31 protein-coding genes are annotated in these 26,996 nt (G+C 53.7%); 22 read left to right on the top strand and 9 right to left on the bottom strand.

The features are described 5' to 3' along the window. From RTM06_RS06200 to coaD, 7 genes are all read left to right on the top strand, one after another. Positions 1-1,110: a glycosyltransferase family 9 protein gene (locus RTM06_RS06200; RefSeq protein ID WP_312180710.1), complete on the top strand. Its 1,110-nt coding sequence runs from the start codon at positions 1-3 to the stop codon at positions 1,108-1,110. Continuing rightward, the gene (locus RTM06_RS06195) at positions 1,107-2,105 is read left to right on the top strand and encodes a glycosyltransferase (protein WP_312180708.1); all 999 of its coding nucleotides are present in this window, start codon (positions 1,107-1,109) and stop codon (positions 2,103-2,105) included. Before RTM06_RS06200 ends, RTM06_RS06195 begins: the two co-directional genes overlap by 4 nt. Positions 2,106-2,178: 73 nt before the next feature. Beyond that, positions 2,179-3,255, top strand: a complete 1,077-nt coding sequence (rfaQ, locus tag RTM06_RS06190; RefSeq protein ID WP_312180706.1) for a putative lipopolysaccharide heptosyltransferase III — start codon at positions 2,179-2,181, stop codon at positions 3,253-3,255. Beyond that, positions 3,248-4,381 carry a glycosyltransferase family 4 protein gene (locus RTM06_RS06185; RefSeq protein ID WP_256697836.1) on the top strand — a complete coding sequence of 378 codons (1,134 nt, stop codon included), beginning with the start codon at positions 3,248-3,250 and terminating at the stop codon, positions 4,379-4,381. The genes rfaQ and RTM06_RS06185 overlap by 8 nt, the downstream gene beginning before the upstream one ends. Positions 4,382-4,466: 85 nt before the next feature. Then, positions 4,467-5,741, top strand: coding sequence for a lipid IV(A) 3-deoxy-D-manno-octulosonic acid transferase (waaA, locus tag RTM06_RS06180; RefSeq protein WP_256697838.1), 1,275 nt, complete (start codon positions 4,467-4,469; stop codon positions 5,739-5,741). Between the two features lie 3 nt (positions 5,742-5,744). Next, the gene (locus tag RTM06_RS06175; protein WP_256697840.1) at positions 5,745-6,521 is read left to right on the top strand and encodes a glycosyltransferase family 2 protein; all 777 of its coding nucleotides are present in this window, start codon (positions 5,745-5,747) and stop codon (positions 6,519-6,521) included. After that, positions 6,518-7,003 (top strand): pantetheine-phosphate adenylyltransferase, encoded by a 486-nt coding sequence (gene coaD, locus RTM06_RS06170; protein WP_312180702.1) that lies wholly within the window; start codon positions 6,518-6,520, stop codon positions 7,001-7,003. The genes RTM06_RS06175 and coaD overlap by 4 nt, the downstream gene beginning before the upstream one ends. Position 7,004: 1 nt before the next feature. On the opposite strand, the gene mutM is transcribed toward coaD, so the two are convergent. The 4 genes from mutM to radC all read right to left on the bottom strand — a co-directional run bounded on the left by mutM (position 7,005) and on the right by radC (position 9,199). Next, positions 7,005-7,814, bottom strand: a complete 810-nt coding sequence (gene mutM / locus RTM06_RS06165; protein ID WP_256697843.1) for a bifunctional DNA-formamidopyrimidine glycosylase/DNA-(apurinic or apyrimidinic site) lyase — start codon at positions 7,812-7,814, stop codon at positions 7,005-7,007. 69 nt (positions 7,815-7,883) lie between these two features. Further along, positions 7,884-8,051, bottom strand: a complete 168-nt coding sequence (rpmG, locus tag RTM06_RS06160; protein WP_001051798.1) for a 50S ribosomal protein L33 — start codon at positions 8,049-8,051, stop codon at positions 7,884-7,886. An 11-nt stretch (positions 8,052-8,062) separates the two neighbouring features. Continuing rightward, positions 8,063-8,299, bottom strand: coding sequence for a 50S ribosomal protein L28 (gene rpmB / locus RTM06_RS06155; protein WP_007885297.1), 237 nt, complete (start codon positions 8,297-8,299; stop codon positions 8,063-8,065). Positions 8,300-8,542: 243 nt separating this feature from the next. Continuing rightward, positions 8,543-9,199 carry a RadC family protein gene (gene radC / locus RTM06_RS06150; RefSeq protein ID WP_312180700.1) on the bottom strand — a complete coding sequence of 219 codons (657 nt, stop codon included), beginning with the start codon at positions 9,197-9,199 and terminating at the stop codon, positions 8,543-8,545. A 185-nt stretch (positions 9,200-9,384) separates the two neighbouring features. Here radC and coaBC point away from each other — a divergent pair, with 185 nt between their 5' ends. The 3 genes from coaBC to slmA all read left to right on the top strand — a co-directional run bounded on the left by coaBC (position 9,385) and on the right by slmA (position 11,754). Then, on the top strand, positions 9,385-10,605 hold the full coding sequence (coaBC, locus tag RTM06_RS06145; protein ID WP_312180699.1) for a bifunctional phosphopantothenoylcysteine decarboxylase/phosphopantothenate--cysteine ligase CoaBC: 1,221 nt from the start codon (positions 9,385-9,387) through the stop codon (positions 10,603-10,605). Further along, a complete protein-coding gene (gene dut, locus RTM06_RS06140; RefSeq protein WP_008109745.1) occupies positions 10,583-11,041 on the top strand; it encodes a dUTP diphosphatase in 459 nt (152 codons plus the stop codon). Before coaBC ends, dut begins: the two co-directional genes overlap by 23 nt. Before the next feature lie 116 nt (positions 11,042-11,157). Further along, the gene (gene slmA, locus RTM06_RS06135) at positions 11,158-11,754 is read left to right on the top strand and encodes a nucleoid occlusion factor SlmA (protein ID WP_007885293.1); all 597 of its coding nucleotides are present in this window, start codon (positions 11,158-11,160) and stop codon (positions 11,752-11,754) included. 41 nt (positions 11,755-11,795) lie between these two features. Here slmA and pyrE read toward each other — a convergent pair whose 3' ends face one another. Continuing rightward, positions 11,796-12,437 (bottom strand): orotate phosphoribosyltransferase, encoded by a 642-nt coding sequence (gene pyrE / locus RTM06_RS06130; RefSeq protein ID WP_008109749.1) that lies wholly within the window; start codon positions 12,435-12,437, stop codon positions 11,796-11,798. Positions 12,438-12,486: 49 nt separating this feature from the next. Further along, positions 12,487-13,203 (bottom strand): ribonuclease PH, encoded by a 717-nt coding sequence (gene rph, locus RTM06_RS06125; protein ID WP_061720334.1) that lies wholly within the window; start codon positions 13,201-13,203, stop codon positions 12,487-12,489. 144 nt (positions 13,204-13,347) lie between these two features. Here rph and RTM06_RS06120 point away from each other — a divergent pair, with 144 nt between their 5' ends. Beyond that, positions 13,348-14,532, top strand: coding sequence for a nucleoside transporter C-terminal domain-containing protein (locus RTM06_RS06120; protein WP_312180696.1), 1,185 nt, complete (start codon positions 13,348-13,350; stop codon positions 14,530-14,532). Between the two features lie 31 nt (positions 14,533-14,563). Here the strand turns inward: RTM06_RS06120 and RTM06_RS06115 are convergent, their stop codons facing one another. Further along, positions 14,564-15,007 carry a DUF3574 domain-containing protein gene (locus RTM06_RS06115; RefSeq protein WP_312180694.1) on the bottom strand — a complete coding sequence of 148 codons (444 nt, stop codon included), beginning with the start codon at positions 15,005-15,007 and terminating at the stop codon, positions 14,564-14,566. Between the two features lie 156 nt (positions 15,008-15,163). Here RTM06_RS06115 and RTM06_RS06110 point away from each other — a divergent pair, with 156 nt between their 5' ends. The 7 genes from RTM06_RS06110 to RTM06_RS06080 all read left to right on the top strand — a co-directional run bounded on the left by RTM06_RS06110 (position 15,164) and on the right by RTM06_RS06080 (position 21,432). Then, positions 15,164-16,027 carry a YicC/YloC family endoribonuclease gene (locus RTM06_RS06110; protein WP_061720336.1) on the top strand — a complete coding sequence of 288 codons (864 nt, stop codon included), beginning with the start codon at positions 15,164-15,166 and terminating at the stop codon, positions 16,025-16,027. 425 nt (positions 16,028-16,452) lie between these two features. After that, positions 16,453-17,376, top strand: coding sequence for a kdo(2)-lipid IV(A) palmitoleoyltransferase (gene lpxP / locus RTM06_RS06105; protein WP_008109757.1), 924 nt, complete (start codon positions 16,453-16,455; stop codon positions 17,374-17,376). A 171-nt stretch (positions 17,377-17,547) separates the two neighbouring features. Next, complete coding sequence (locus tag RTM06_RS06100) at positions 17,548-18,216, top strand: TolC family protein (protein ID WP_312180775.1); 669 nt, start codon at positions 17,548-17,550, stop codon at positions 18,214-18,216. Between the two features lie 144 nt (positions 18,217-18,360). Next, complete coding sequence (locus RTM06_RS06095; protein ID WP_312180773.1) at positions 18,361-19,503, top strand: alanine racemase; 1,143 nt, start codon at positions 18,361-18,363, stop codon at positions 19,501-19,503. Positions 19,504-19,614: 111 nt separating this feature from the next. Beyond that, the gene (locus RTM06_RS06090) at positions 19,615-20,010 is read left to right on the top strand and encodes a polyketide cyclase (protein WP_256697850.1); all 396 of its coding nucleotides are present in this window, start codon (positions 19,615-19,617) and stop codon (positions 20,008-20,010) included. 436 nt (positions 20,011-20,446) lie between these two features. After that, positions 20,447-20,713, top strand: a complete 267-nt coding sequence (locus tag RTM06_RS06085) for a hypothetical protein (protein WP_256697851.1) — start codon at positions 20,447-20,449, stop codon at positions 20,711-20,713. A gap of 74 nt (positions 20,714-20,787) precedes the next feature. Then, a complete protein-coding gene (locus RTM06_RS06080; protein ID WP_312180686.1) occupies positions 20,788-21,432 on the top strand; it encodes an oligosaccharide flippase family protein in 645 nt (214 codons plus the stop codon). Between the two features lie 80 nt (positions 21,433-21,512). Here RTM06_RS06080 and RTM06_RS06075 read toward each other — a convergent pair whose 3' ends face one another. Then, a complete protein-coding gene (locus RTM06_RS06075) occupies positions 21,513-22,205 on the bottom strand; it encodes a LuxR C-terminal-related transcriptional regulator (protein WP_312180684.1) in 693 nt (230 codons plus the stop codon). Between the two features lie 291 nt (positions 22,206-22,496). Between RTM06_RS06075 and RTM06_RS06070 the strand changes: the two genes are divergently transcribed. Continuing rightward, a complete protein-coding gene (locus tag RTM06_RS06070; RefSeq protein WP_008109765.1) occupies positions 22,497-23,114 on the top strand; it encodes a trimeric intracellular cation channel family protein in 618 nt (205 codons plus the stop codon). Here the strand turns inward: RTM06_RS06070 and ligB are convergent. Continuing rightward, positions 23,028-24,797 carry an NAD-dependent DNA ligase LigB gene (gene ligB, locus RTM06_RS06065; protein WP_312180682.1) on the bottom strand — a complete coding sequence of 590 codons (1,770 nt, stop codon included), beginning with the start codon at positions 24,795-24,797 and terminating at the stop codon, positions 23,028-23,030. The genes RTM06_RS06070 and ligB overlap by 87 nt on opposite strands. Positions 24,798-25,037: 240 nt before the next feature. Between ligB and gmk the strand changes: the two genes are divergently transcribed. The 3 genes from gmk to RTM06_RS06050 all read left to right on the top strand — a co-directional run. Further along, positions 25,038-25,661 (top strand): guanylate kinase, encoded by a 624-nt coding sequence (gene gmk, locus RTM06_RS06060; RefSeq protein ID WP_256697857.1) that lies wholly within the window; start codon positions 25,038-25,040, stop codon positions 25,659-25,661. A 57-nt stretch (positions 25,662-25,718) separates the two neighbouring features. After that, a complete protein-coding gene (gene rpoZ, locus RTM06_RS06055) occupies positions 25,719-25,994 on the top strand; it encodes a DNA-directed RNA polymerase subunit omega (RefSeq protein ID WP_007885265.1) in 276 nt (91 codons plus the stop codon). Positions 25,995-26,014: 20 nt separating this feature from the next. Then, a partial coding sequence (locus RTM06_RS06050) for a RelA/SpoT family protein (RefSeq protein ID WP_312180679.1) occupies positions 26,015-26,996 on the top strand: 982 nt, incomplete at its 3' end.

The following is a 26,996-nucleotide window of genomic DNA, read 5'->3' as shown; positions in this document are numbered from 1 at the left end:
TTGACGTATGTAATTCTATTTTTACTTTTTTTACCGGTCAAATGGGTGATGAAAATCTTCCACGGCCGAACCGGTAAAAATCTGGTTATTCAAACAGCCAAGATCGGTGATTTCGTTAATATCACCCCGCTATTAACCCATCTGGGAAAAAGCGATGCGCTATTGAGCAATAGCGTTGCCGCTCTTGCCACGCGCAATAACACGCTGGAAAACATCTGGTATATCGAAGAGCATCGTTCAGGCTTAGTCAAAAAAATGAAGTTGGTGTGGCAGATACTCAACCGCTACGACAACATCTATCTATTGCATCCCACCAATCTCAATCTGTTTATTGCCGCTTGCTGTAATGCCAGCAACAAACAGTTTCTTTCAAGTTATCGCCGCAAAAGTTATCAGGGTTTGTTTTACCTCACTGCAAGCGGCGTGGTCGAACATGAAAAAAATACCCTGACGCTGGAAAATTACCTGAAACTCGCCGATCGCTCGTTCACTAAAGAGAGTTATCCTAAGCATGCCACACAACCACTTTGGCAACCCAACTCGCTGCCGGATGAAATATTCCAGCATGATGGCATTCGCATTGGCATCAGTATTACCGCAGGTAATCAGGCAAAAACGATCCCACCGATAATTTGGCAGCGACTTTTTAACCACTTGAGCGATCTGCCTTGCCAGTTTTATGCCTTTGGCGCACCGAATGAACAATCACGCTTGCAGGAGTTGTATAAAGTTGTCGGCGCGCGCGAGAACCTCATCAGCCTGGTTGGCAAGGTGCCATTAGAAGACGTGCCAGCGGCTATCGGTGAAATGGATTTCTATATCGCGTCAGATTCCGGCAATGTCTATATCGCCGATGCGCAGCAGGTGCCGATCATTTTGATTTATGGCCCATGTTGCGTTGAAGAGCAGCGCCCGCTGGGCGATGTGTTGTTGATTGGGCCAAATCATATTGCGCCCTCATCTTTTGTTTTCGACGCACAGTACAAATTTATGCATCCCGCTGAACAGCTGTTTGAACTTGATCAGCGGAAGCTAAACGATATTCATGATTTTATCAGCGCCAGGCAGCAGCAACGCCTGGCGCGACGGAAGAACAGTAAAACAGCATGACCATGCAGCTAGAAAGTTCCCCTTTACTCTCCATCATCACGCCCATGTTCAATGCCGGCGAGATGTTCGCAACATTCATGCAGTCATTGCTGGCCCAAACGTTGAAAGAAATGGAAATTATCATTGTCGATGATGGTTCCACCGACGGTTCCGGCGAACGTGCCGACGCCTACGCGCAGCAGCACCCACATGTGCGAGTGATTCACCAGGCCAACGGTGGCGTATCGCGCGCGCGCAATGCCGGCTTAGCGGTAGCGCGCGGTAAGTACGTTTCGTTTCCAGATGCCGACGACACTATGGATCCGGCAATGTATCAAACGCTGGTTGAGATGGCAGAACGCGACAATCTCGATGCTGCGCAGTGCAACGCAGAATGGTATTTCAAAGCCAGCCAGCAAGTGAAGCCACTGATTCCTCTCGATCGCCTTACCAGCACCGAAGTGTTCGGCGGCCCTGAGTGGCTCAATAAAGCACTTAAAACGCATCGCTATATGCATGTGGTTTGGCTGGGCATTTACCGCCGTGACTTGATTGAACGGCTCAAACTTTACTTTGAACCTGGCCTGCATCATCAGGACATTCCATGGACGACTGAGTTCATGCTTAATGCCCAACGCGTTCGCTACACCGATCGGGTGCTTTACCGTTATTACATGCATGATGCCTCAATCAGTAATCGTAAACGCACCGGCCAGCGTAACGTCGAGTATCAGCGTCATTACCTGAAAATTGCGCAATTGCTGGAAGAGCTCAACGCACGCTATCGCCATCAAGTAACAATTTACCCGGCGTTTCACTACCAGGTCACCCATGAGGCGCTCAGCGTTTGTCACTGTATCCGACGCGAGCCCGAGGAGGACGCGCGTCAGGCGATGATTGCCGATCTGTTTGCTACGCAAACCCATAAGCGCATGCTGCGTAATGCGCGCGGCGTACGCCAATGGTATCAACTGCTGCTGTGGCTGAGCCGGATATATCGCTGGCGTAACAAATAAGCGCCGCGTCTGGCTTTCACGCCTTTGGGGTTTGCCCTACAATCAGCTGACTGAATTCTGAGATCATTTGAGTATGGCAAGCCCGATTCCAGACCCCTTTGCACCGAAAAATATTCTGCTGATCAAGCTGCGCCATCACGGCGATATGCTGCTGACCACGCCCGCGATTAACGCGCTTCGCCAGCGCTATCCGCAGGCCAACATTGACGTCCTGCTGTATAAAGAAACCCGTCCAATGCTGGAAGCGCATCCGGCCATTCGCCAGTTACACATCATCGATCGCAACTGGAAGAAGGAAGGCGGCTGGCGGAAATTCCGACATGAAATGGCGCTGCTTTCAGCGGTGCGTGCTTGCCATTATGACCTTGTGATTAACCTTGCCGATCAGTGGCGCAGTGCCATCATAACCGGTTTCTCTGGCGCGCCGGTGCGCATTGGGTTTGCCTTCCGCAAACGTGATAATGCCTTATGGCGCTGGATGCACAATCAGCTGGTCAGCACGGCTGATCATCATCAGCTGCATACGGTCGAACAGAATATGGCGGCGCTGAAGCCGCTGGGCATCAGTGCCGCTGGCGCAAAAGCCTCAATGCATTTCAGCGTAGCCGATCAACGGAAAGTGCAGGATGTGCTGGCGCAGCACGCGGTGAAAATGCCATTTGTGGTGGTGCAACCCACCTCACGCTGGCTGTTCAAATGCTGGGAAGATGAAAAAGTCGCACAGCTGATCGATGCGCTGGTCGCCGAAGGCCGCACCGTGGTACTGACTGCGGCGCCGGACCAGAAAGAAATGGCGATGATCGCCAATATACAGTCGCTGTGCCATAGCCATAACGTGGTGTCGCTGGCCGGTGAATTATCCTTGCCGCAGCTGGCGGCGCTGATCGATGCGGCGCAGCTGTTTATCGGTGTGGACTCTGCGCCGATGCATATGGCCACCGCGCTGGAAACGCCTTGTTTGGCGCTGTTTGGCCCCACCAAGCTGCAACACTGGCGTCCATGGGGCGATCACAACCGCGTGATTTGGGCCGGCGATTATGGTCCGCTGCCCTCGCCAGACGCCATCGATACCAACACGCAACAGCGCTATCTTTCTGCCATTCCCGTTGAGGATGTGGTGGCTGCCGCCCGGAGTTTTTTGCATGAGTAAGTTACGCCTGGCGATCGTCCGGCAGAAATACCGCCCAGACGGCGGCGCAGAACGTTTTATCTCGCGGGCGCTGGAAGCGCTGGATAGCGAGCAGCTCGATCTCAATATCATCACCCGCAGCTGGCAGGGCACGCCGAATCCAGCCTGGCATCTGCACATTTGTAATCCGGCGAAATTTGGTCGCATCTCGCGCGAGCGCGGTTTTGCGCGTGCCGCCCGTGAATGTTGGGAACGCGAGAAGTTCGATATTGTGCAGAGCCACGAACGCATCGCCGGTTGCGATATCTTTCGTGCCGGTGATGGCGTGCATCGCGTTTGGCTGGAGCAGCGCGCGCGCATCGTGTCGCCGTGGCAACGCTTAAGTGCCCGCCTCAGCCCTTATCATCGTTATGTGTTGCAGGCGGAAGCCGACATGTTCAACGCGCCTTCATTGCAAGCGGTGATCTGTAATTCAGAGATGGTGAAGCAGGATATTTTGCGGCACTTCACGCTTGATGCCAGCAAGATCCATGTGATTCATAACGCCATTGATAGCCAACGCTTCCAGCCAGCCAGCGAAGCACTGCGCCATGCGGCACGCCAGCAGCTCAAACTGCCGCAAGATGCCACGGTAATGATTTACGTAGGTTCGGGCTTTGAGCGCAAAGGATTGAAGGCGGCGATTGAAGCGGTGGCGAAAAGCGATCGTTATCTGGTGGTGGTCGGCCAGGATAAGCAGTTGTCGCGCTATCAGCAGCTGGCAAACCAGCTCAATTGCCTCGACCGCTTACGCTTTGTTGGCGTACAGCAGGACGTGCAACCGTTCTACCATGCAGCCGATGCGCTGCTGCTGCCCACACTTTATGATCCCTTCCCGAATGTGGTGCTGGAAGCGATGGCCTGCGGTCTGGCAGTGATCACCAGCACCGGCTGCGGCGGCGCGGAGTTTATCACTGCGGGCCAGGAAGGTTTTGTTTGCGATGCATTAGATATCAACGCGTTAAACGAAGCCGTAAAAGCAACACCGGCGCTTTCACACAATTCTGCCATGGGCGAAGCCGCACGTCGCAGAATTGAACCTTATGGCCCGCAGCGGCTGGCACAAGCGCTGACCTCGCTGTATCAGCAAGTGCTGCAGACCCGCTGACGAAGGGGTATGAGCAGGCGGTTAATTTCTGATAACATGCCGCCTTTCCTCTGTTTTTTGACGCGATTCTGTCGTAACGGTAACTATGACGACTCTATACACAGCCTTGCTCTATCTGATTCAGCCACTCATCTGGCTGCGCCTGTGGCTGCGCGGTCGAAAAGCACCGGCCTATCGTAAACGTTGGGCAGAACGCTACGGCTATTGCACTGGGAAAGTGCTGCCGCATGGCATTGTGTTGCACTCGGTTTCCGTCGGCGAGACGCTGGCGGCGGTGCCGCTGGTGCGCGCGCTGCGTCACCGCTATCCGACGCTACCGATCACCGTCACCACCATGACGCCGACCGGCTCCGAACGTGCGCAGTCAGCGTTTGGCAAAGATGTGCACCACGTTTACCTGCCGTACGATCTGCCAGGTTCCATCAACCGTTTCCTTGATACCGTCGATCCACGCCTGGTAATCATCATGGAAACCGAGCTGTGGCCAAACATCATTCGTATTCTTCATCAGCGCAAGATTCCGCTGGTGATTGCCAACGCGCGCCTGTCTGAGCGCTCGGCCAAAGGCTACAAAAAGCTCGGCGGCTTTATGCGCGACTTGCTGCAACGCATCACGCTGATTGCCGCGCAAAACGCCGAAGATGGCGACCGTTTCCTCAGCCTTGGCCTGAAGCGTTCGCATCTCACCGTTACCGGCAGCCTCAAATTTGATATTTCCGTGACGCCAGAGCTGGCGGCAAAAGCGGTCACGCTGCGTCGTCAGTGGGCATCGCGTCGTCCGGTGTGGATCGCCACCAGCACCCACGAAGGCGAAGAAGCGATTGTGCTCGATGCGCATCGCCGCCTGCTGCAACAGTTCCCCAATCTGCTGCTGATTTTGGTGCCGCGCCATCCGGAACGTTTCAAAGATGCCTGCGACCTGACGCAAAAACGTGGCTTCAGCTTTACCTTACGCAGCAGCGGCGAAATTCCTTCCAGCTCCACGCAAGTGGTGATTGGCGACACCATGGGCGAGTTGATGATGCTGTACGGCATCGCCGATCTCGCCTTTGTGGGCGGTAGCCTGGTTGAGCGCGGCGGTCACAACCCGCTGGAACCGGCAGCACATGCCATTCCGGTGTTGATGGGCCCGCATATCTGGAACTTCAAAGATATCTGCGCCAAGCTGCAGCAAGCCGAAGGGCTGATTACCGTCACTGACGTGGTATCGCTGCAGAAAGAGGTCGCTAACCTGCTGCAGGATGACGATTATCGCCGCTATTACGGCCGCCATGCTGTGGACGTGCTGCATCAAAATCAGGGCGCATTACAGCGTCTGCTACAGTTACTCGAACCTCACTTACCACCGCGAGCTCACTAATTCATGTCGCAACGCCAACGTCTCTCCGTGGTGATGATCGCCAAAAACGAAGCTGAACTGCTGCCGGAGGCGCTGGCTTCTGTCAATTGGGCGGATGAGATTGTGGTGCTGGATTCCGGCAGCAGCGATAACACGGTGCAGATTGCTCGCGAACAGGGCGCGCAGGTGTTCCAGGCTGAAGGCTGGCAGGGATTCGGCAAGCAGCGCCAGCGCGCGCAGGCCCATGCGCGAGGCGAGATGATTTTGATGATCGATGCCGACGAGCGTGTGACGCCAGAACTGCGTCGCGCTATCGAGCAGGTTCTCGCGCAGCCCGCATCGGACAACGTTTACAGCCTTGGTCGCAGCAATCTTTTTCTAGGCCGCTTTATGCGCCACAGCGGCTGGTATCCCGACCGCGTCATGCGTCTTTATCCGCGCAAGCTCAATTACAACGACAATCTGGTACACGAATCACTGGAGACGCAAGGTGCGCCGGTAGTGAAGCTGGCGGGCGATCTGCAACATCTCACCTGCCGCGACCTGATTGCGTTTCAGCGTAAGCAGATGAACTATGCCGAAGCCTGGGCAAATGAGCGTTTCCAGCGCGGCAAACGCTGCGGCTTGTTCTCGATCTTTAGCCACACGCTCGGCGCGTTCGTTAAAACGCTACTGCTGCGCGCCGGTTTTCTTGATGGCAAACAGGGCTGGATCCTGGCGGTGGTTAACGCGCAGTACACTTTCAACAAATACTCGGCGCTCTGGGCGCTGCATCACACCTCAACACAAGGTCGCGTATGAGTACCAAAGCGATTTATCCCGGCACCTTTGATCCCTTTACTTTGGGTCATCTGGATATTGTGACGCGCGCAGCGAAGATGTTTGACCGCATCGTCGTGGCGATTGCCGCCAGCCCGAGTAAAAAACCGCTGTTCACTCTGGATGAGCGCGTGGATATGGCGCGTCAGGTGACGGCACATCTGCCGAACGTCGAAGTGATTGGGTTTAGCGACCTGATGGCGAACTTTGCCCAGGCGCAGAGTGCCAATGTGCTGGTACGTGGATTGCGTGCGGTATCGGATTTCGAATATGAGCTGCAGCTGGCGCAGATGAATCGCCATCTGTTGCCCACGCTGGAAAGCGTGTTTCTGATGCCGTCAGAAGGTTTCTCGTTCGTCTCTTCTTCGCTGGTCAAAGAAGTGGCGCGCCACGCCGGTGACGTGCAGGCATTTCTGCCTGCCGTGGTGCACAAGGCGTTACTGGCGCGGCTGGCACAGCCTTAACTCAGTGCTGACAGCGTGGACACCAGAAGGTGCTGCGCTGGCCATGCTTGCCGCTGACAATCGGCGTACCGCAGGCGCGACAAGGTTCACCGGTGCGACCGTAAACCTGCAGCTCTTGCGCAAAGTAGCCCGGCTTACCGTCAGTTTGCAGGAAATCACGCAGCGTGGTGCCGCCCTGCTCAATCGAGCGTAGCAACACCGCTTTGATGGTGTTAACCAGCAGTTCCGCCTCTTCCTGACTCAAACTCATCGCCGAACGATCGGGCAAGATCCCGGCGGTAAACAGCGATTCGCTGGCGTAGATGTTGCCGACGCCCACCACCACTTTGTTATCCATCAGCCACTGTTTAATCACGGTGCGTTTGCCGCGCGACTTTTCAAACAGATAAGCGCCATCAAATTCGTTGCTGAGCGGTTCCGGACCGAGATGCGCCAGCACGCTGCTGCCTGCAAGGTCACTGCTCCACAGCCAGGCGCCAAAGCGACGTGGATCGGTGTAGCGCAGCACTTTGCCGTTGCTCATCACCAAATCGACGTGGTCATGTTTAGCGGCCGGTTGTTCGCCGGGAAGCACACGCAGGCTGCCGGACATGCCGAGGTGAATGATGATCCAGCCATGCGGTAGTTCGAGCAGCAGATATTTAGCGCGACGCTGCACGCTCAATACGGGTTGATCACTCAGCGCGTGGATTTCATGCGAGACCGGCCAGCGCAAACGTGGATTGCGCACCACTGCATGCAGAATCGTGGCACCCACCATATGGGGTTCGATACCGCGACGACTGGTTTCTACCTCAGGTAATTCAGGCATCTCATCTCCTCAACGAATCGCAGAAACAAAAAACCCGGCCGAAGCCGGGTTTTTCACAGAACACTAAAATTACTTAATTTTAGCTTCTTTGTAGATCACGTGCTGACGTACAACCGGATCGAACTTTTTCAGTTCTAATTTCTCTGGTTTAGTACGCTTGTTCTTCGTGGTGGTATAGAAGTGACCTGTACCAGCAGAGGAAACCAGCTTGATCTTCTCACGAATACCTTTAGCCATGATTCAGTTCCTTAGTACTTCTCACCACGGGCGCGGATTTCGGTCAGAACCGTATCGATGCCCTTTTTATCAATAACACGCATACCTTTAGCAGATACACGCAGAGTAACGAAGCGCTTTTCGCTCTCAACCCAGAAACGGTGAGAGTGCAGGTTCGGCAGGAAACGGCGTTTCGTCGCGTTCATTGCGTGGGAACGGTTGTTACCCGTTACCGGACGCTTTCCAGTTACCTGGCAGACTCGTGACATTTCTATTCTCCAAAAATCAAATCAGCTCGAGCTTTAAAAACTAGGTTTTGGCCGCCTCGTCAGGCCTTAGCCCGCCCAGGCGAGTTCCATGTGAACCCGCTAAGCTGGCCCAAACGCCAAACCCGAGATTCTCAAAGGTGGCGTAGTATACGCCGCTCAGCCCAAGTGCTCAAGTCCCGAACAGATAAAGATCCCTCTGGATCACGCAAAAATGCCCTATTTCTGTTCAGTTGAATCGATGAATTACAACCAACCGCGCTCGGCGAAAGAGGTAAACTCGCCGTGACCGATCACCAAATGATCAAGTAAGCGGATATTGAGCAGCGCGCAGGCTTGTCCTACTTTTCCGGTAATTTCGCGATCGGCGCGGCTGGGTTCAGCGATGCCCGACGGGTGATTGTGCGCCAGAATCACCGCTGCCGCGTTGAGTTTCAGCGCTTCGCGCACGATTTCGCGCGGATGAACTTCCACGCTGGCAATCGTGCCGGAGAACATCTTTTGCGCCTGCAACACGCGGTGCTGGTTATCAAGGAACAGCGCCATAAACACTTCGCGCTCCTGATGCGCCAGCACGCTTTGCAGGTAATGGCGTGTCACCTGTGGATTCTCCATCACATTCTCACGCGCCAGCTGGCTGGCAAAAAACCGCCTTCCCAGTTCAGCTATGGCATACAGCTGCGTCATTTTGGCGCTGCCCACACCTTTAATCTGCCCGAGCTCCTCTTTGCTGGCCGTCATAATGCGATAGAGCGAACCGAACTCGTTCAACATCTGCTGTGCCAGCAGCAGCACGCTGGTGCCGCTAATACCGGTGCGCAAAAAAATCGCCAGCAGCTCAGCATCACTTAGCACTTCGGCGCCCATTAACATCAGTTTTTCCCGTGGTGCCAGTTCCGTCATGACCATCTTCTCCCTGCGTTGCGGCGATTCTGCGCGTCAGCCACATTCAGCGCCAGCACGCATTGAACGATTTCAGAGCCGGCTCGCAAAGGCCGCAGGCAGTGAAAAGGCGCGTTGCGGATTTTGTGATAAAGTTGCCTGCATCTGCCGCCCCTGATGCGGCAATCTGCTTTGAGGCGAACAACATGACGGGATTAGCCGGAAAGAAAATTCTGCTGGGCGTGAGCGGCGGCATCGCTGCGTATAAAGCGCCGGAGCTGGTGCGTCGGCTGCGCGATCGCGGTGCGGATGTGCGCGTAATGATGACCGAAGCGGCCAAAGCTTTTATTACCCCGCTGAGCCTGCAGGCGGTTTCCGGTTATCCGGTATTTGATGATTTGCTCGATCCGGCGGCGGAAGCGGCGATGGGCCATATTGAATTGGCGAAATGGGCCGATTTGATTGTGCTGGCGCCGGCAACCGCCGATCTGATTGCCCGCGTGACGGCCGGTATGGCGAATGATTTGGTCACCACCGCGTGTCTGGCAAGCGCCGCGCCCGTTGCCATCGTCCCGGCCATGAATCAGCAGATGTACCGCGCGGCGATCACGCAAGAGAACCTGCAACGTCTGCATCAGCGCGGCGTGTTGATTTGGGGACCCGACAGCGGTAGCCAGGCGTGCGGCGATATGGGTCCGGGCCGCATGCTCGACCCGCTGGCAATTGTGGCGCACGCGCTGGAATGGGCTGCGCCCGTCAACGATCTGCAACATCTCAACATTATGATCACCGCCGGTCCAACACGTGAAGCGCTGGACCCGGTGCGTTATATCAGCAATCACAGCTCGGGTAAGATGGGCTTTGCGATTGCGGCTGCGGCAGCAAAACGCGGTGCAAAGGTGACGCTCGTTGCCGGTCCGGTGGCGCTGCCAACACCAGCTGGCGTGCAACGCGTGGACGTCGACAGCGCGCTGGAGATGGAAGCAGCGGTGATGGCGCAAATCCAGCAACAACATATTTTCATTGCCAGCGCAGCCGTGGCAGACTATCGGGCGGCTAACATTGCCGCAGAGAAAATCAAAAAACAGGGTGGCGACGATAGCGTCACGCTGCAGTTGGTGAAGAACCCCGATATTGTCGCAGGCGTGGCGGCGCTGCAGAAAAATCGCCCTTACGTTGTGGGATTTGCTGCCGAAACCCAGAATGTGGAAGAATACGCGCGGCAAAAACGGGTGCGAAAAAACCTGGATCTGATTTGTGCCAACGATGTGGCGCAGGCGGGTCAGGGCTTCAATAGCGACACCAATGCTCTTCACCTTTTTTGGCAGGAAGGAGAAAAAGTCTTACCGCTCAACGATAAGACGCTCCTTGGCCAACAATTAATAGACGAGATTGTCAGCCGTTATGATGAAAAAAATCGACGTTAAAATTCTTGATGCACGTGTGGGTAATGAATTCCCGCTGCCGACTTATGCAACCTCTGGTTCCGCAGGTCTCGATTTACGCGCCTGCCTGGATGATGCACTGGAAATCGCACCAGGCATGACCACGCTGGTACCCACCGGTCTGGCGATCCACATTGGCGATCCAGGTCTGGCAGCCGTGATTCTGCCGCGCTCCGGTCTTGGCCATAAACATGGCATCGTGCTGGGCAACCTGGTCGGCTTAATCGATTCCGATTATCAGGGCCAACTGATGGTTTCCGTCTGGAACCGTGGTCAGGATAGCTTCACGCTGCAGCCAGGCGACCGTTTGGCACAGCTGGTCTTCGTGCCGGTCGTGCAGGCCGAATTTAACCTGGTGGAAGATTTTGACACCAGCGATCGCGGCGCAGGCGGCTTCGGTCACTCAGGCCGTCAGTAACACGCGACACTTTTCGCTTAGCCATCTTTTTATTTCTTGTCGCCACAGGCCGCTATGTCTGTGGCAGATGAGGCAGTATTGCCTGTTTTTGGTGAATTTCAGGGGTGTTGAAGGTCATGGCAGAAAAAAAAGTCGCGAAACGGAATCGTCGCGAAGAGATTTTGCAGGCGCTGGCACAAATGCTGGAGTCGGGCGATGGCAGTCAGCGCATCACCACTGCGAAGCTGGCCGCTAATGTCGGCGTATCGGAAGCGGCGCTCTATCGCCACTTTCCCAGCAAAACGCGTATGTTTGACAGCCTTATCGAGTTTATTGAAGACAGTCTGATTACCCGCATCAATCTGATCCTGAAAGATGAAAAAGAGACGCTGACGCGACTGCGTTTAATCGTGCAGCTGATTCTGGGATTTGGTGAGCGTAATCCGGGGCTGACGCGTATTTTGACCGGCCATGCGCTGATGTTTGAACAGGATCGCCTGCAAGGGCGTATCAACCAGCTGTTCGAACGGATTGAAGTGCAGCTGCGTCAGGTGATGCGCGAGAAGAAAATGCGTGATGGTGAAGGTTTCCAGAACGACGAAACGCTGCTGGCGAGCCAGTTGCTGGCGTTTTGTGAAGGGCTGTTGTCGCGCTATGTGCGCTCGGAGTTTCGTTTTCGTCCGACCGCAGATTTCGATAGCCGCTGGCCGCTGATGGCTGCGCAGTTGGTTTAAAAGACCAGGTCGGCATTTATGCCGACCTCATTACCGAATCATTAAATCCCATACTCTTTGCGATACGCGCGCACTTTCGCCAGATGATCAGCCATCTCCGGTTTCTCTTCCAGATAATCAATCAGCTCAGCCAGCGTAATGATTGCGGTGACTTTGCATTTATAGTCGCGTTCCACTTCCTGAATCGCCGAAATATCGCTGCGGCCGCGTTCCTGACGATCCAGCGAAATCAACACGCCCGCTAACGTCGCGTTATGCGCACTGATGATATCCATTGATTCACGAATCGCGGTGCCGGCGGTGATCACATCATCCACCAGCATCACTTTGCCTTGCAGCGGGCTGCCCACCAGCAAACCGCCTTCGCCGTGATCTTTGGCTTCTTTGCGGTTAAAGCAGTAAGGCACATCACGCTCATGATGATCGGCCAGCGCTACCGCAGTAGTGGTAGCAATCGGGATGCCTTTATACGCCGGGCCAAACAACAGGTCGAAATCAACACCGCCGTCGACCAACGCCTGTGCGTAAAAGCGGCCTAACAGCGCTAAATCGCGACCAGTATTAAACAGGCCGGCATTGAAGAAATAGGGGCTTTTACGTCCCGATTTCAGGGTGAACTCACCAAACTTCAGCACCCCTTTGTTCAGGGCGAATTCAATAAACTGACGCTGCCAGGCTTTCATTTCTCACTCCTCAAATAAAGAAAAGGCGACTCTATGGTCGCCTGTTACATCAATTAGTTAGCGCCGCTTTCTGCGCCTGAATCAACTGCTCAATGCCGCCTCGCGCCAGCGCCAGCAGCTGCAGTAACTCGTCGTGGCTGAAGGGTTCACCTTCTGCGGTGCCTTGCACTTCAATCATGCGACCGTCTTCGGTCATCACCACGTTCATGTCAGTTTCTGCGGCGGAATCTTCCACATATTCCAGATCGCATAACGCTTCACCGCCGACGATGCCCACAGAAATCGCCGCCACCATGCCTTTCAGCGGGCTGGCTTTCAGCTTGCCAGCAGCCACCAGCGCATTCAACGCATCGGCCAGCGCCACGCAGGCACCGGTAATGGATGCGGTACGCGTGCCGCCATCGGCCTGAATCACGTCGCAATCCAGCGTGATGGTGAATTCACCCAGCGCTTCCAAATCCACTGCCGCGCGCAGTGAACGGGCGATCAGACGCTGAATCTCCAGCGTACGGCCGCCCTGTTTGCCTTTGGCCGCTTCACGCGCCATGCGGCTGTGGGTAGAACGCGGCAGCATGCCATATTCAGCGGTAATCCAGCCTTGACCTTTGCCTTTGAGGAAACGCGGCACGCTCTCTTCGACGGTTGCGGTGCACAGCACTTTGGTTTCGCCGAACTCAACGAGCACAGAGCCTTCTGCATGTTTGGTGTAGTGACGAGTGAGTGTGACGGGACGTGTTTCAGATGCACTACGGCCTGCTGGACGCATGGTTTCTCTCCGGCTTGCTTAGGTTTGGCTGCGCATTATACGGACTTCAGCTGCGGCTGTCCTGCCCGCGATCGCCACAATCCTGGATGAAATTCTGTGGTGGCTGTGGCTAAATGCGCGTTTCCTCCCTAAAAAAGATAAATGATGATCGCGATACTCCATTTCCTGCTGGCGCTGGTGGTGATCTTTGCCCTTGCGCTGTTGGTCAGCCACGACCGCAAACACATTCGTCCCCGCTTTATTATTCAGCTGCTGATTGTTGAAGCCGCGCTGGGCTGGTTCTTCCTGCACTCGGCGGGCGGCCAATCGGTGGTCTCTGCGGTGAGCGGCTTCTTTGAGACCTTATTAACCTACGCCGCGCAAGGGACCAACTTTGTCTTCGGTAATATGGCGGATCAGGGATTAGCCTTTATTTTCCTCGGCGTGCTCTGCCCGATTGTGTTTATTTCCGCACTGATCGGCATTTTGCAGCACTGGCGCATTCTGCCGCTGCTGATTCGCGCGGTTGGTACTCTGTTGTCGAAAGTGAATGGCATGGGCAAGCTGGAGTCGTTTAACGCCGTCAGCACCTTGATTCTCGGCCAGTCGGAGAACTTCATCGCTTATAAAGGCATTCTCGCCGATATCTCTGCGCCGCGTATGTACACCATGGCGGCGACGGCGATGTCGACGGTTTCGCTGTCGATTGTTGGCGCGTATATGTCGATGATTGATGCCAAATATGTGGTTGCAGCGCTGCTGCTCAATATGTTCAGCACCTTTATTATCCTCTCGATCATCAATCCAACCCGCCCGGAAAACGAAGAGCAGATTGCGCTGGATAAGCTGCACGAAGATCAGAGCTTCTTTGAGATGCTGGGCGAATATATTCTCGCCGGTTTTAAAGTGGCGATGATCATCATGGCGATGCTAATTGGTTTTATCGCGCTGATCGCGGCGATCAATGCGCTGTTCGCGGCGCTATTTGGCTACAGCTTCCAGCAGCTGCTCGGCTACGTTTTCTATCCATTTGCGTGGCTGGTAGGCATTCCGTCCGCTGATGCCTTGCAGGCAGCGAGTATTATGGCCACCAAACTGGTGGCAAATGAATTTGTCGCGATGATCGAGCTGAAGAAAGTGGCGGCTGAGATGACGCCGCGCGGACTGGGGATTCTGTCGGTGTTCCTGGTTTCGTTCGCTAACTTCGCCTCGATCGGCATCGTTGCCGGTGCGATTAAAGGCCTGAACGAGAAACAGGGCAATGTGGTTTCACGCTTTGGCTGGAAGCTGGTGTATGGCTCCACGCTGGTGAGTTTGCTCTCGGCCGCGTTCGCCGGACTGTTTATCTGATAACACATGGCGGCTGCATGGCCGCCATTTTTTAAAACGCCACGCACACCAGTGAATCAACCCGCATCACCGATTCCTGCTCAAAGCGCTTTTTATACACGTCACGCAGCTTATTGATGCTCTCAGAACTCGCCACATCCGGATTGTGAATCAGCATCAGCGCTTTGCTGTTTTCCCGCGCCAGCTTGCCGTTCTCGCCCAGCCACTGCCCTTTTGCGTCATATACCGATAAACCGTCTTTGAAACGCGGCGTCACATCGTTATCAACAAACTGCTGCCATTCGCTGCTGCTGACAATGCCACCTTTCGGTTTGTTCATGCCAAACCACAGCGTGGTTTGCATCATCACGTCACCCGAACCGCATACCGCGACCGGCGTAGTGTTGGGCGGGATCTGTTGCGTTGTGGTCGACGGTGCCTGACAGCCCGCGAGCAGTAAGGTAAATAAAGCAGGAAGAGCCAGAGAGCGGAACATCACTTCATCCTTTTAAGCGAACCAGCGCTAAGCATAAGTGTCTGTCAGTAAAAGGGGTAATTTTTTGTTATTCACGCTTAAGTGCGCTTATGCCTGTTAGCGTCGAGGCTGCCTCGCTATACTTCACCCAACATTTCTGAAAAAGAGAAGACGACTATGATCCGCAGTATGACCGCTTACGCCCGCCGCGAAGCCAAAGGCCACTGGGGCAGCGCCGCCTGGGAAATCCGTTCGGTTAACCAGCGCTATCTGGAAACCTATATCCGTCTGCCGGAGCAATTTCGTGGTCTGGAGCCAGTAATCCGCGAGCGCATCCGCAATCGTCTGACGCGCGGTAAAATCGAGTGCAACCTGCGTTATGACGCCGATGCCAGCGCGCAAGGCGAACTGCAGCTGAATGAATCGCTGGCCAAGCAGCTGGTGCAGGCCGCCAACTGGGTGAAGATGCAGAGTGATGAAGGCGCGATTAATCCGCTGGATATTCTGCGCTGGCCGGGCGTAATGTCCGCGCAAGAACAGGATCTCGATGCTATTAATGCTGAGCTGCTGGTGGCGCTGGATGGCGCATTGGATGACTTTATCGAAGCGCGTGAAAGCGAAGGCACCGCGCTGAAAGCGATGATTGAGCAGCGTCTGGAAGGCGTATCGCACGAAGTCAGCAAAGTGCGCGCGCAGATGCCAGAAGTGATCAAATGGCAGCGCGAGCGTCTGGTGACCAAGCTGGAAGAAGCCGAAGTGCAGCTGGAAAATAATCGCCTCGAGCAGGAACTGGTGATGATGGCGCAGCGTACCGATGTTTCAGAAGAGCTGGATCGTCTGGATGCGCACGTTAAAGAGACCTACAACATCCTGAAAAAGAAAGAAGCCGTTGGCCGCCGCCTCGACTTTATGATGCAGGAGTTCAACCGCGAATCGAACACGCTGGCTTCGAAATCGATTAATGCCGAGATCACTACTTCAGCGATTGAGCTGAAAGTGCTGATTGAGCAGATGCGTGAGCAGATTCAGAACATCGAATAGTTAGCTTCCACAAAGCCCGCATTGCCGCGGGCTTTGCTACTTCATCGATTGATAGCAGAATCGCTCTGGTAGAGAATCATCCACACCCGGATAGCGTATGTTTTCCGCCGCTAGCGTTAGTGAATTGTCAGCAATGATAAAAAAACATTTCTAAAGTGATGTTAAGCGAGCGAAAATAGGCAGCAAACCAAAATACCCCCTGTAATTAACCCTCTGTAAGTAAACAATAAAATCATTTTGATCGCCATTAACCTGCCAATAGTCGCCTCATCAATGATTTCCATTAATCTTAAAGATTGTGGAGATCGCGTTTCTTTGACGGCACTATTTGTTAATCTACTGGTCGTAATTAGAACAGTTGTACCGCCAGGAACTCATGGACCCTCTTCTTAGTGCGATACATTTTCTCCCGACATGAAGGCGTTATGACGAAATCCAGGCAGTTCCGTTCCAAACTTCTGCATCCCCGCTATTGGTTTACCTGGTTTGGGCTAGGTGTGCTGTGGCTGCTGGTGCAACTTCCTTACCCCATTCTGATCCGGCTTGGCGCTGGCGCGGGCAAATTGTCACGTCACTTCCTCAAGCGTCGCGAACGCATCACCCGCCGTAATATCGAGCTGTGCTTCCCCAATATTGATGAAGAGAAGAAAGAAGCGATGATCGCCGGCAACTTCGAATCTCTGGGAATGGCGCTGGCAGAAACTGGCATTGCCTGGTTCTGGTCCGATGCACGCGTACGTCGCTATTTCAAAGTCAGCGGTCTCGAAAATTTGCAGCACGCCCAGAGCCATCAGCGCGGTGTGATGGTAATCGGTGTGCACTTCATGTCGCTGGAGTTGGGCGGCCGCATTACCGGTTTATGCCAGCCAATGATGGCGATGTACCGTCCGCACAATAATCAGGCGATGGAGTGGGCACAAACCAAAGGTCGCATGCGTTCAAATAAGGCGATGATCGACCGCCGCGATTTGCGCGGCATGGTGCAGGCGCTGAAAAAAGGCGAAGCGGTGTGGTTCGCACCGGATCAGGATTACGGCCCGAAAGGCAGCGTGTTTGCCCCGCTGTTTGCGGTTAAACAAGCGGCGACCACCAACGGTACCTTTGTGCTTTCTCGTCTGGCGAAACCGGCGATGCTAACCATCGTGCTGATTCGCAATCAGGATAAAAGTGGTTATCAGCTGATCATTCAACCAGAACTGGAAAATTATCCGTATGAAGATGAGGCCGCTGCCGCTGCGTATATGAATCGCGTCATCGAGAAAGAAATTCTGCGCGCACCCGATCAATACCTGTGGCTGCACCGCCGCTTTAAAACCCGCCCGCCAGGTGAAGCGTCTCTTTATATCTAATCTCTTGATGCAGCAGGTTTTCGCCTGCTGCTCATTTTCTCTACTCACATTTAACAACCATTCTTAACGAAAAACAGGTTTGTCAAAATCTGCCCTGCCTCTTGTAATGGTCGCCTCCTCCTCTCTTTGACCAGAGCCATGACATAGCACTTTCATTGCAAATTTGTCGCACTGGCCGTTGCCACTGCGCTGCTGGCCAGTTGTGCCAATTCACACGGCTTACACACCAAAAACACCCTGCTTGATGCCAACGCTCTGCAACCCAATCAATCCCTGAAAGATGCACATTTCAGCGCCGCGAATTGGCCGAAAAGTGAATGGTGGCAAAGCTTTGACGATGCTCAACTCAATCAGCTGATTTATGATGCGATGGCTTCCAGCCCGGCTTTACAGGTGGTCAACACGCTGGCAGATAAAGCCAATGCGCATGTGATTGCCGCCGATGCTGAGCGCTATCCTGATGTCGATCTCAATGCCGGTATTACGCGTTCGCGCGTGGCAAAAGTGGATGATCCTCTGCTGGAGGGCAAGAGCTACAGTACGCTGCGCACCGCTAACATTGGATTGAGCTACACCTTTGATTTGTGGGGCGGCAAAAAAGATGCCGCTGAAGCCGCGTTGGGGCAAGCACGCGCCAGCGAGTTGGATCGTCAGGCTAGCCAGTTAACGTTGGCTGCGAACGTGACGCGAGCATGGAACAACCTTAATCCCTCCTGGAATAATGCCGCACTGGCACAGCAGAATCTTGAGCGGGCTGCGGGTATCGCCAACATTCAGCAGCAACATGTTAGCGCCGGACTCACTTCCGGGCTCAACAGATCAATCTTGCGGTGGTGTTGATTGAGGATTTGGGCGGCGGATTCCAGAGCGGCAGCTCTCAAGTTTGAAAAGGTCGCCATGAATGTGCAAATTTTGCCGGCTGGCATTCTGACGAGCATTGATGAATCATAGTCCGCACTGTGTAATCACCTGCGGACTATTATGATGGAACAGAATATTGAGGCTGGCTGGTTGCGGCCTCTGATTGCCGACCGACTAACGCCTTACCTCGAAATTGACGCCGCTCGCCTGCAGCGTAACCTGCAACAGATGCAGCAAAAAGCCGATGCCGCTGGCGTCGCGCTGCGCCCTCACATCAAAACCCATAAAAGTGTCTGGATTGCTGAGCAGCAGCGCATGCTCGGCGCGCGTGGTATTACCGTATCTAAACCGAGTGAAGGCATCGCTTTTATTCTGGGTGGCGAACGCGATCTGCTGCTGGCTTATCCGATAGTGCATGCCGGGACGCTGAAAGAGCTGTTAGCGGTGGCCGCACAACATCAGGCGCGCATTACCTGCATTGCTGATTGCGCCAATGGCGTGGCGGCAATAGCGGCTGCACATCAGCGCCAGCCCGATTGTCAGCTGGCGTTAGCCATCAAGGTGGATGTGGGATTGCACCGCATCGGCGTTGATCCGCACAGCGATACGGTCATTACGCTGGCGCAGCAGATTCAGGATGCGGGCCTTACTTTTGCTGGGCTGGTTTCACATGCTGGTCACGCTTATGGCGCGGGCAACGCCACGGCGATTGCAGAAGTGGCCCTGCAGGAAATTGCACTCATGCAGGATCTTCAACAGCGCCTGATTGCAGCCGGTTTTGCGCACTGCCCGATTTCGGTCGGTTCAACGCCAACGGCATTGGCAGCGCCCGTCGCGCAGGGCAGCGATGAAATCCGTCCAGGCAACTATGCGTTGCTCGATCTCACCGCATGGCGTTTGGGTCTCTGCACGCCAGATGCATTGGCGCTGAGCGTGGTGACGCGCGTGGTGGCCGTCAATCCGCACTTCGCCATTATTGATGCCGGTTCCAAAATGCTTAGCTCTGACAAAGGCCCGCACGGCACCAATGCCAGCGGATTTGGTATCGCCGTGGATGAGCATGGCAATCACTTTGAAGTGTTGAAGCTGTCGGAAGAGCATGGTTTCCTGCAATACGCCGAGCAGGCGCCAGCCGTTGGTACGCTGCTGCGCATCTTCCCTAACCATAGCTGCGCAGTGGTTGCGCAGTCCGATCGCTTCGTGCTGCGCCATGCTGATGGTGCGGGTGAAGAGCAGGACATTCAGGGGCGCGGCAAGTTTATCTGATTACAGCGTTTTCACGGAAACCGCTGCTGTCCCACACTTCCATGACCGGGCCGTTTGCAGCCCGGTATCAGCGTGCTTTAATGACTTCTTGTTAGCTCATCAGGAGGTTCCATGCTGCCATCTCAGACAGTCACACTCACGGTCCCACGCAACTGGTTAGATTTGTATGAAACCATCTGGAAACCTGAATGCTTTGCCAAATGGGCTAGCGGACTCAGCGCCAGTACGCTGACGCAGGAAGGGAACAGCTGGAAAGCCAAAGGTCCCGAAGGAACGGTGAAGATTCGCTTTACCCCACACAATCCGTTTGGCGTGATGGATCACTGGATTGATAACGGAAACGGTAAAGAGATTTATATGCCGATGCGAGTAATTGCTAACGAGCAAGGCGCAGAAGTGGTGATGGTGGTTTACCGTCAACCATTCATGTCTGACGAGAAGTTTGCCGGGGATGTAGCGTGGGTAAAACGCGACCTCGAACAGCTTCTCCATCTGTTAACTCATTAGAATCAATGGATTATGCAGTGCTCGCCTCTTTAACGCATGCTGGAATCAATCAATAAAAATCGGTTACTTTTTTGCTCAGTAGCGTTTAACTGTTTTGTTCAAACCTTCATGTGTTTATCTGTTATTCACCAGCCCGGCTTAAGCATCCTCAGCAGGAAAATTCCTGGTGAGGATGTGCATGAAAATGCTGAGTCACTCTGATTTATCAAAGTTTTTTCTAATTACCTCTAACACTTCTTCATTCACCAGTCCTGAATGAAGAAAAGCACTAATAAATAGTAAATCACTCGCCTTATATATTCTGATGCAAATTCTGAAACCATTTATTCCTGCGGTCTATTTATAGGAGTTTTCTGATGGTGTTAATTTAATTAAAACACGGTATAACTCTTTCCACACACAGCAGTAACCATAATAACAACAGCAGGGAAATAACATGGATCGCTCAACCTATCCTTTGTTATCAGAAAAAGAATTTGTTGAGATTGCCAGGCGGATGCTGGCCGGGGAATATATAAACGCAAAGGGATTTTATAATGATCTTACGGATTTCCTCCGCACAGGAGGAGATACCATTAAGACAACAACACCATTAAGCGCCAGGGGCATCTTTATTAATTCAGAACATCATTTAATTGCGAGCATCTTTACGTGGCAAAACCTGAAAGGTATATCAGGGTTGCGTCAGGAATCGCTGCATTAATGTGACCTGTGCTTTGGCCTGTGGCCAGAGTAAACCCTTAATTGCACTGGTACATGTACCATAATGAGCAGGATATGGCGATAAGAGAAAAAAATCTGACCAACGCTAAATGGTCAATTTTGTCATCGATTAAAATCGTCGGCATTGGTGTTTTACAACTTTCACTTCTGGCACAAATACTCCAGGCAAACGAGTTAGATCTACTCGCCATTGCTATTGTGATGTTATTAATTATTGATACGCTGGCCGATCGCGGATTTGGTAATAAAATTATTAGAAGTAAAAACCTGAATAACAGCGATCTCTCAATATTGTATTGGGGGAATGTATTAAGCGGACTGGCAATATTTGCTGCATTGTTTATCGGCAGCGATATTTCCAGTCGTATAATGAATCAGCCCGAAATGGCAATCATGCTGGAGATGATGTCGGTCATATTCATCATTATTCCGCAGGGACAACATTATCGCGCCATATTACAGCGGGAAAACCAATTTTCGCGCATCGCATTTGCGGAAATAGCTTCTGTGCTGGTGGGATTGGGCGTCACGCTGTTTACCGTGTGGCTAACACCTTCAGTGCTATGCGCCATCTGGGGCTACCTCGCGATGGTATCCATCAGAATGCTGATCTACTGCTACTACGGGCGCTCCTGGTTCCAGCCAGAATACCGTTTTAGCCTGAAAAGTTTCGCTAACGTGCGAGCAAGAAACGGATAATAAAAACAAGTCTGTATGGTGGGCTCTGGGCATCTGAAAAGATGCGTTCGCGTGCTGGTCGCCAGCACGCTTTTTTCTTTTTAGGCTTCCAGTAACTCTTCCAGTGACTGAAAACTGAGTTCACTTAACTTGCCGTTACGCTGCAAGCGCAGCCAACTCACTATCATGCGTAACTCATCAATCACCATATACAGATCGGCCATATCATTTTTGCTTTTGACCTGCAGTCGCGCTAGTGCATTGAGTTTGTGTGCATTCACGGTTTTATGACTGATGCCTAAGCGAATGCCGATGTGCTCGATGCTGTAACCCCACGCCAACATCAGTAGCACCCTTAATTGCCTGTCTGGCAGAAGAATATCCGCGCCTTCTACTAACTGAATCTGGGCATTGGTATTGATGCTGGTGAGCAGGCGGCTGGAAAGCATTTGGCGCGAGGATTTTAAATCCAAAACAGTGAGAGAAGGCAGATAACGACTGAGCGCATGCATCAGCGGTAACAAACGTCGCGTGAGGACCACGATTTGCATCGCGGGAAACTGCTGCTGCAAAGCGTAAAGCACTTTTAAGGTGCCGGTTAGCGGCATATTTTCATGAAAGATACAGACCAGCAAACGCGGTTTCATCTTCTCACACTTCGCCATCACCGTGCTGAGTGACCACAGTTCATGCACCTGACACGCCACAGGTAACCTGGACAAAAGACTCTCAAGCCCCAGCGCTGCCAGTTTGTCAGAGGAGAAAAAGAGAATGTCTTCGTTGCGAGTTTTCATGCCTGTCCAATAGTTGCTATGCGTGATACCTGAGAGCGGAAAGCCGGGTTTATTTGCCAGTAATCACGTACGACACAAACCTGATGGAACTTAAGAAGAAAGGCTCTTAGCCTCTTCGCATCATTTATACTTATGCGAAAAGGTCATTAACTCTCGATTTATCCCGCCCGTTAAGCCTGTTAGCATGCTCGCCATCAAAATGCCTAATCCGATAGCACTGTATTTAGAAAATCTCAGTGGTCTACACTCTGGGAAATCTTTAGCCTTGCCGCCAATTTATTGGAGTGCTCTATGTTATTAACCGTTCTCTATATTATTGGTATTACAGCCGAAGCCATGACCGGCGCGCTGGCGGCAGGACGTCGTAAAATGGACCTGTTTGGCGTAATCATCATCGCTTCGGTCACCGCCATTGGTGGCGGTTCGGTGCGTGACATTCTGCTGGGCCACTATCCGCTCAGCTGGGTTAAGAACCCGGAATACATCATGATCGTTGCTGCGGCTGCGGTGGTGACCACCTTTGTTGCGCCGCTAATGACGCACCTGCGCAAAGTGTTTCTCGTGCTGGATGCGCTGGGTTTGGTGGTGTTCTCCATTATTGGCGCCCAGGTTGCGCTGGACAGCGGACACGCCTCCATCATCGCCGCCATTGCTGCCGTGATCACTGGCGTGTTTGGCGGTGTGCTGCGCGATATGTTCTGCAACCGCATTCCGCTGGTGTTCCAGAAAGAGCTGTATGCCGGGATCGCATTCGCCTCGGGCTGGATGTACATCCTGTTGCTGAAAACGCCGCTGGCGCATGAAGCGGTGGTGATCATCACGCTACTGTTCGGCTTTTTCGCCCGCTTGCTGGCGCTGCGTTTCCGCCTCGGCTTGCCGATCTTTAATTATCCCCATCCTGAGCACTGAGTCAGTGGCAGGAATCTCCTGCTGCTGTAGAAAGTGAATCAACTGCTGCAGGTGCGCATCCTGCAGCATCATCACAATCCGCTGCGCCAGCACGCTTCCGATGCCGGGCAACTGCTGCCAGCTCTCCGCCGTTCGCGTTAGCAACTGCGACCACTGCACATCCGGTAACGCCTGTAACGCTGCGCGCGGCAACGGCAAGCCAAGCGCACTCACCCAGCGCCGCAGCGGCTGCTGGCGCGTCAGGTTAAAGCGGTGCCAGATAAGTTGCGCGCGAGCTGGCGTGATGCCATTGGCTTGCGCAATCTGCTCGGGCGTCAGCGTCAGCCACGAAAAGAGATGGGTGATAGCGCCGCTATCCAGCAGGCGCTGCCAGCTGCTGCGCTGTACGCCCACAATATCGAGTACTGATTTCTGGCTGAGCCATCTGAGGCGAGACAAAAACTGCGCCCGGCAGTCTGCACTAAAGTGCAGACAGGTTAAGCCGTTGAATTCGCCATTCTGTGGAGACGCTGGATAATCGCGCTGCGCCACGCGCCAAATCACCCGCTCCAGTCGCGGAATGCCTAAACCTGCGAGCGTGAGTGTCACCTCATCACCTGCTATTACATCTAATTCACGCCAGCGTCGTAGTGAACCAATGTTTACCCGGCGTACGGTTTTGTCCTCCAGTTGCACCGGTATCAGATTCAGCACCACGGCGATCTTGCCCGTGCGGCCCACATTGAAATCCACTGACAGCACTTCGCTGCTGACTTCCGCCGGTTGATACTTCCACGCCGCAGACCAACTGCCCTGACCGGGCTGCCAGTCGCGCCCTGCGCTGACAGGTGATTGATGGATTACCACGCCGTCGGTGACAAACGGCAGCGATTCGCGGAACCAGCGATCGCGCCACACCGCGACGTCCTCTTCATTACTTACCTGACGGCTCCAGCTCTGCGCCAGTCCAAATCCCCATTGTGTGAGTTGCGCCAGACGATCGGGCATCGAATTTGGCCCATCCGGCCACGCCCAGATAAATATGCCAAGTCGTTCAAGAAGCGGGCTGTTGTCGTGACGCATCATCGCCCCCGCCACCTGAGCACGCGCATTCTTGCCGCCGTCCCGCGCCTGTTGATGATCGCTCATTTGCAGAAACAGCTCACCCTGCAGCACCACTTCCTCACGCAAAGTATCCAGCCGCTGCGGAATGGAGGGAATATGTGTGGATTTGGCCAGCCACTCTTCACCGCGCAAACCATCACCGCGGCTGATCAATGACGCCAACTTGCCTTGCCGATACACCAGGGTGACGGCGACGCCATCGACTTTCGGCTGCAGCCATAGCGCAGATTTATCCTGCATCCAGTACGCCACCGCCAGCTTGTCGCGCAGTTTGCGCACGCCGGTATGCGCCACCGGATGATGCGTGCTGCCATCGGTGGAGAGTTGTGCATCGTAGGTGGCTTGCGCCGGCGTGAAACAGCGCTGCCACTGCTGTAATCGCTGTTGCAAGCTGTCGTAATCGGCATCGGTCACCAGATTGGTGCCCTGCCGGTAGTACGCGTCATCCCATTGTCGTAGCTGGGTTTGCAGTTGTGCGATTTCCTGCCCCGCACGCACCGGCGACCAGTTCGGGCAGAGCGCTTCGGCCCAACAACCGATGCTAAATAAGCAACATAATAAACTCAGACATCCTTTCATCTTCGCTCTCCTTTTTCGCTATTGGAGAGCGCAGCGCAGCCATTTACCAGCCATGAAAATTGCGCGCTGGAGGCAGATTCCAGAGATTAATTCGCTGTTGCAGCCTGCTACATCAGCCTCTGGCGCGGCTTCACAGAAAAAAGAATTGCCTCAGCCAAGCGGCAAACGCTGCGTGACCACCCCAAGCCGTGTATACTGTGCAGGAAATCGACTCCGCTCTTTACTCAATTCAAGATAACCATGGCTCAAGGCACGCTTTATATAGTTTCCGCCCCCAGCGGCGCGGGTAAATCCAGCCTGATTCAGGCGCTGTTAAAGACACAACCGCTGTACGATACGCAGGTGTCTATTTCTCATACCACCCGTGGCGTGCGTCCCGGTGAAGCTCATGGTGAGCACTACTATTTCGTCTCTAAGTCCGAATTCGAGACCATGATTGCCACAGACGACTTCCTCGAACATGCGGAAGTGTTTGGCAATTATTACGGTACGTCACGCGCGGCGATTGAGCAGGTGCTGGCGACCGGCGTGGACGTCTTCCTGGATATCGACTGGCAAGGTGCGCAGCAAATTCGCCAGAAAATGCCTGCCGCACGCAGCATCTTTGTGCTGCCGCCTTCTACCGAAGAGCTGGATCGTCGCCTGCGTGGCCGCGGTCAGGACAGCGAAGAGGTGATTGCCCGTCGTATGCAACAGGCCGTGGCAGAAATGAGCCACTACGCCGAGTATGACTATTTAATTGTTAATGATGATTTCGATCTGGCGCTGTCAGATCTGAAAACCATTATTCGCGCAGAACGTCTGCGTATGGGTCGCCAAAAATCGCGACATGATGCTTTAATCAGCAAACTATTGGCAGTCTGAATTCACTTTCAGTATTATGCCCAGTCATTTCTTCATCATCTGTGGAGTAGCACACCTATGGCACGCGTAACCGTTCAGGACGCAGTAGAGAAAGTTGGTAACCGTTTTGACCTGGTGTTGGTCGCTGCACGTCGTGCACGTCAGATGCAGGTAGGCGGTAAAGATGCGCTGGTTCCGGAAGAGAACGATAAGCCAACCGTTATCGCCCTGCGCGAAATCGAAGAAGGTCTGATCACTACCCAGATTCTGGATGTCCGTGATCGTCAGGAACAGCATGAGCAGGAAGCCGCTGAGTTACAAGCCGTTACCGCTATCGCTGAAGGTCGTCGTTAACAGCACTTCGCAGGTCGCCCTTGTATCTGTTTGAAAGCCTCAATCAACTGATTGAAAAATACTTGCCTGAGGAGCAAATCAAGCGCCTCAAGCAAGCTTATCTAGTCGCGCGTGATGCTCACGAGGGTCAAACACGCTCCAGCGGCGAGCCTTATATCACCCATCCTGTTGCTGTTGCCTGCATTCTGGCCGAGATGAAACTCGACCATGAAACGCTAATGGCGGCGCTGCTGCATGACGTGATTGAAGATACGCCCGCCACTTACCAGGACATGGAACAGCTGTTTGGTAAAAGCGTTGCCGAACTGGTGGAAGGTGTATCCAAGCTCGATAAGCTGAAGTTCCGCGACAAGAAAGAAGCACAGGCTGAAAACTTCCGCAAAATGATCATGGCGATGGTGCAGGATATCCGCGTCATCTTGATCAAACTGGCTGACCGCACGCACAACATGCGCACGCTCGGCGCGTTACGTCCGGATAAAAAACGCCGTATCGCGCTGGAAACGCTGGAGATTTACAGTCCTCTGGCGCACCGCCTTGGTATTCATCACCTGAAAACAGAACTGGAAGAGCTCGGCTTTGAAGCGCTCTACCCGAACCGTTTCCGCGTGATTAAAGAGGTGGTGAAAGCGGCGCGCGGTAACCGTAAAGAGATGATTCAGAAGATCCTTGCTGAAATCGACGGTCGCTTACAGGAAGCAGGCATTCCCTGCCGCGTAAGTGGACGCGAAAAACATCTCTACTCGATCTACCGCAAAATGCACCTGAAAGAGCAGCGTTTTCACTCGATCATGGATATCTACGCCTTCCGCGTCATCGTGAAAGATCTGGATACCTGCTATCGCGTGCTCGGACAGATGCACAGCTTGTACAAACCGCGTCCCGGACGCGTCAAAGATTACATCGCCATTCCCAAGGCCAACGGCTATCAATCGCTGCATACCTCAATGATTGGCCCGCACGGCGTGCCGGTTGAGGTGCAGATCCGTACTGAAGATATGG

Origin of the sequence: Pantoea sp. CTOTU46764 (genome assembly GCF_031974595.1) — a bacterium.
Classification (GTDB): Bacteria; Pseudomonadota; Gammaproteobacteria; order Enterobacterales; family Enterobacteriaceae; genus Pantoea; species Pantoea trifolii.
The sequence above is the reverse complement of the archived record's forward strand: the minus strand, read 5'-3'. Positions and strand labels throughout refer to the sequence as shown.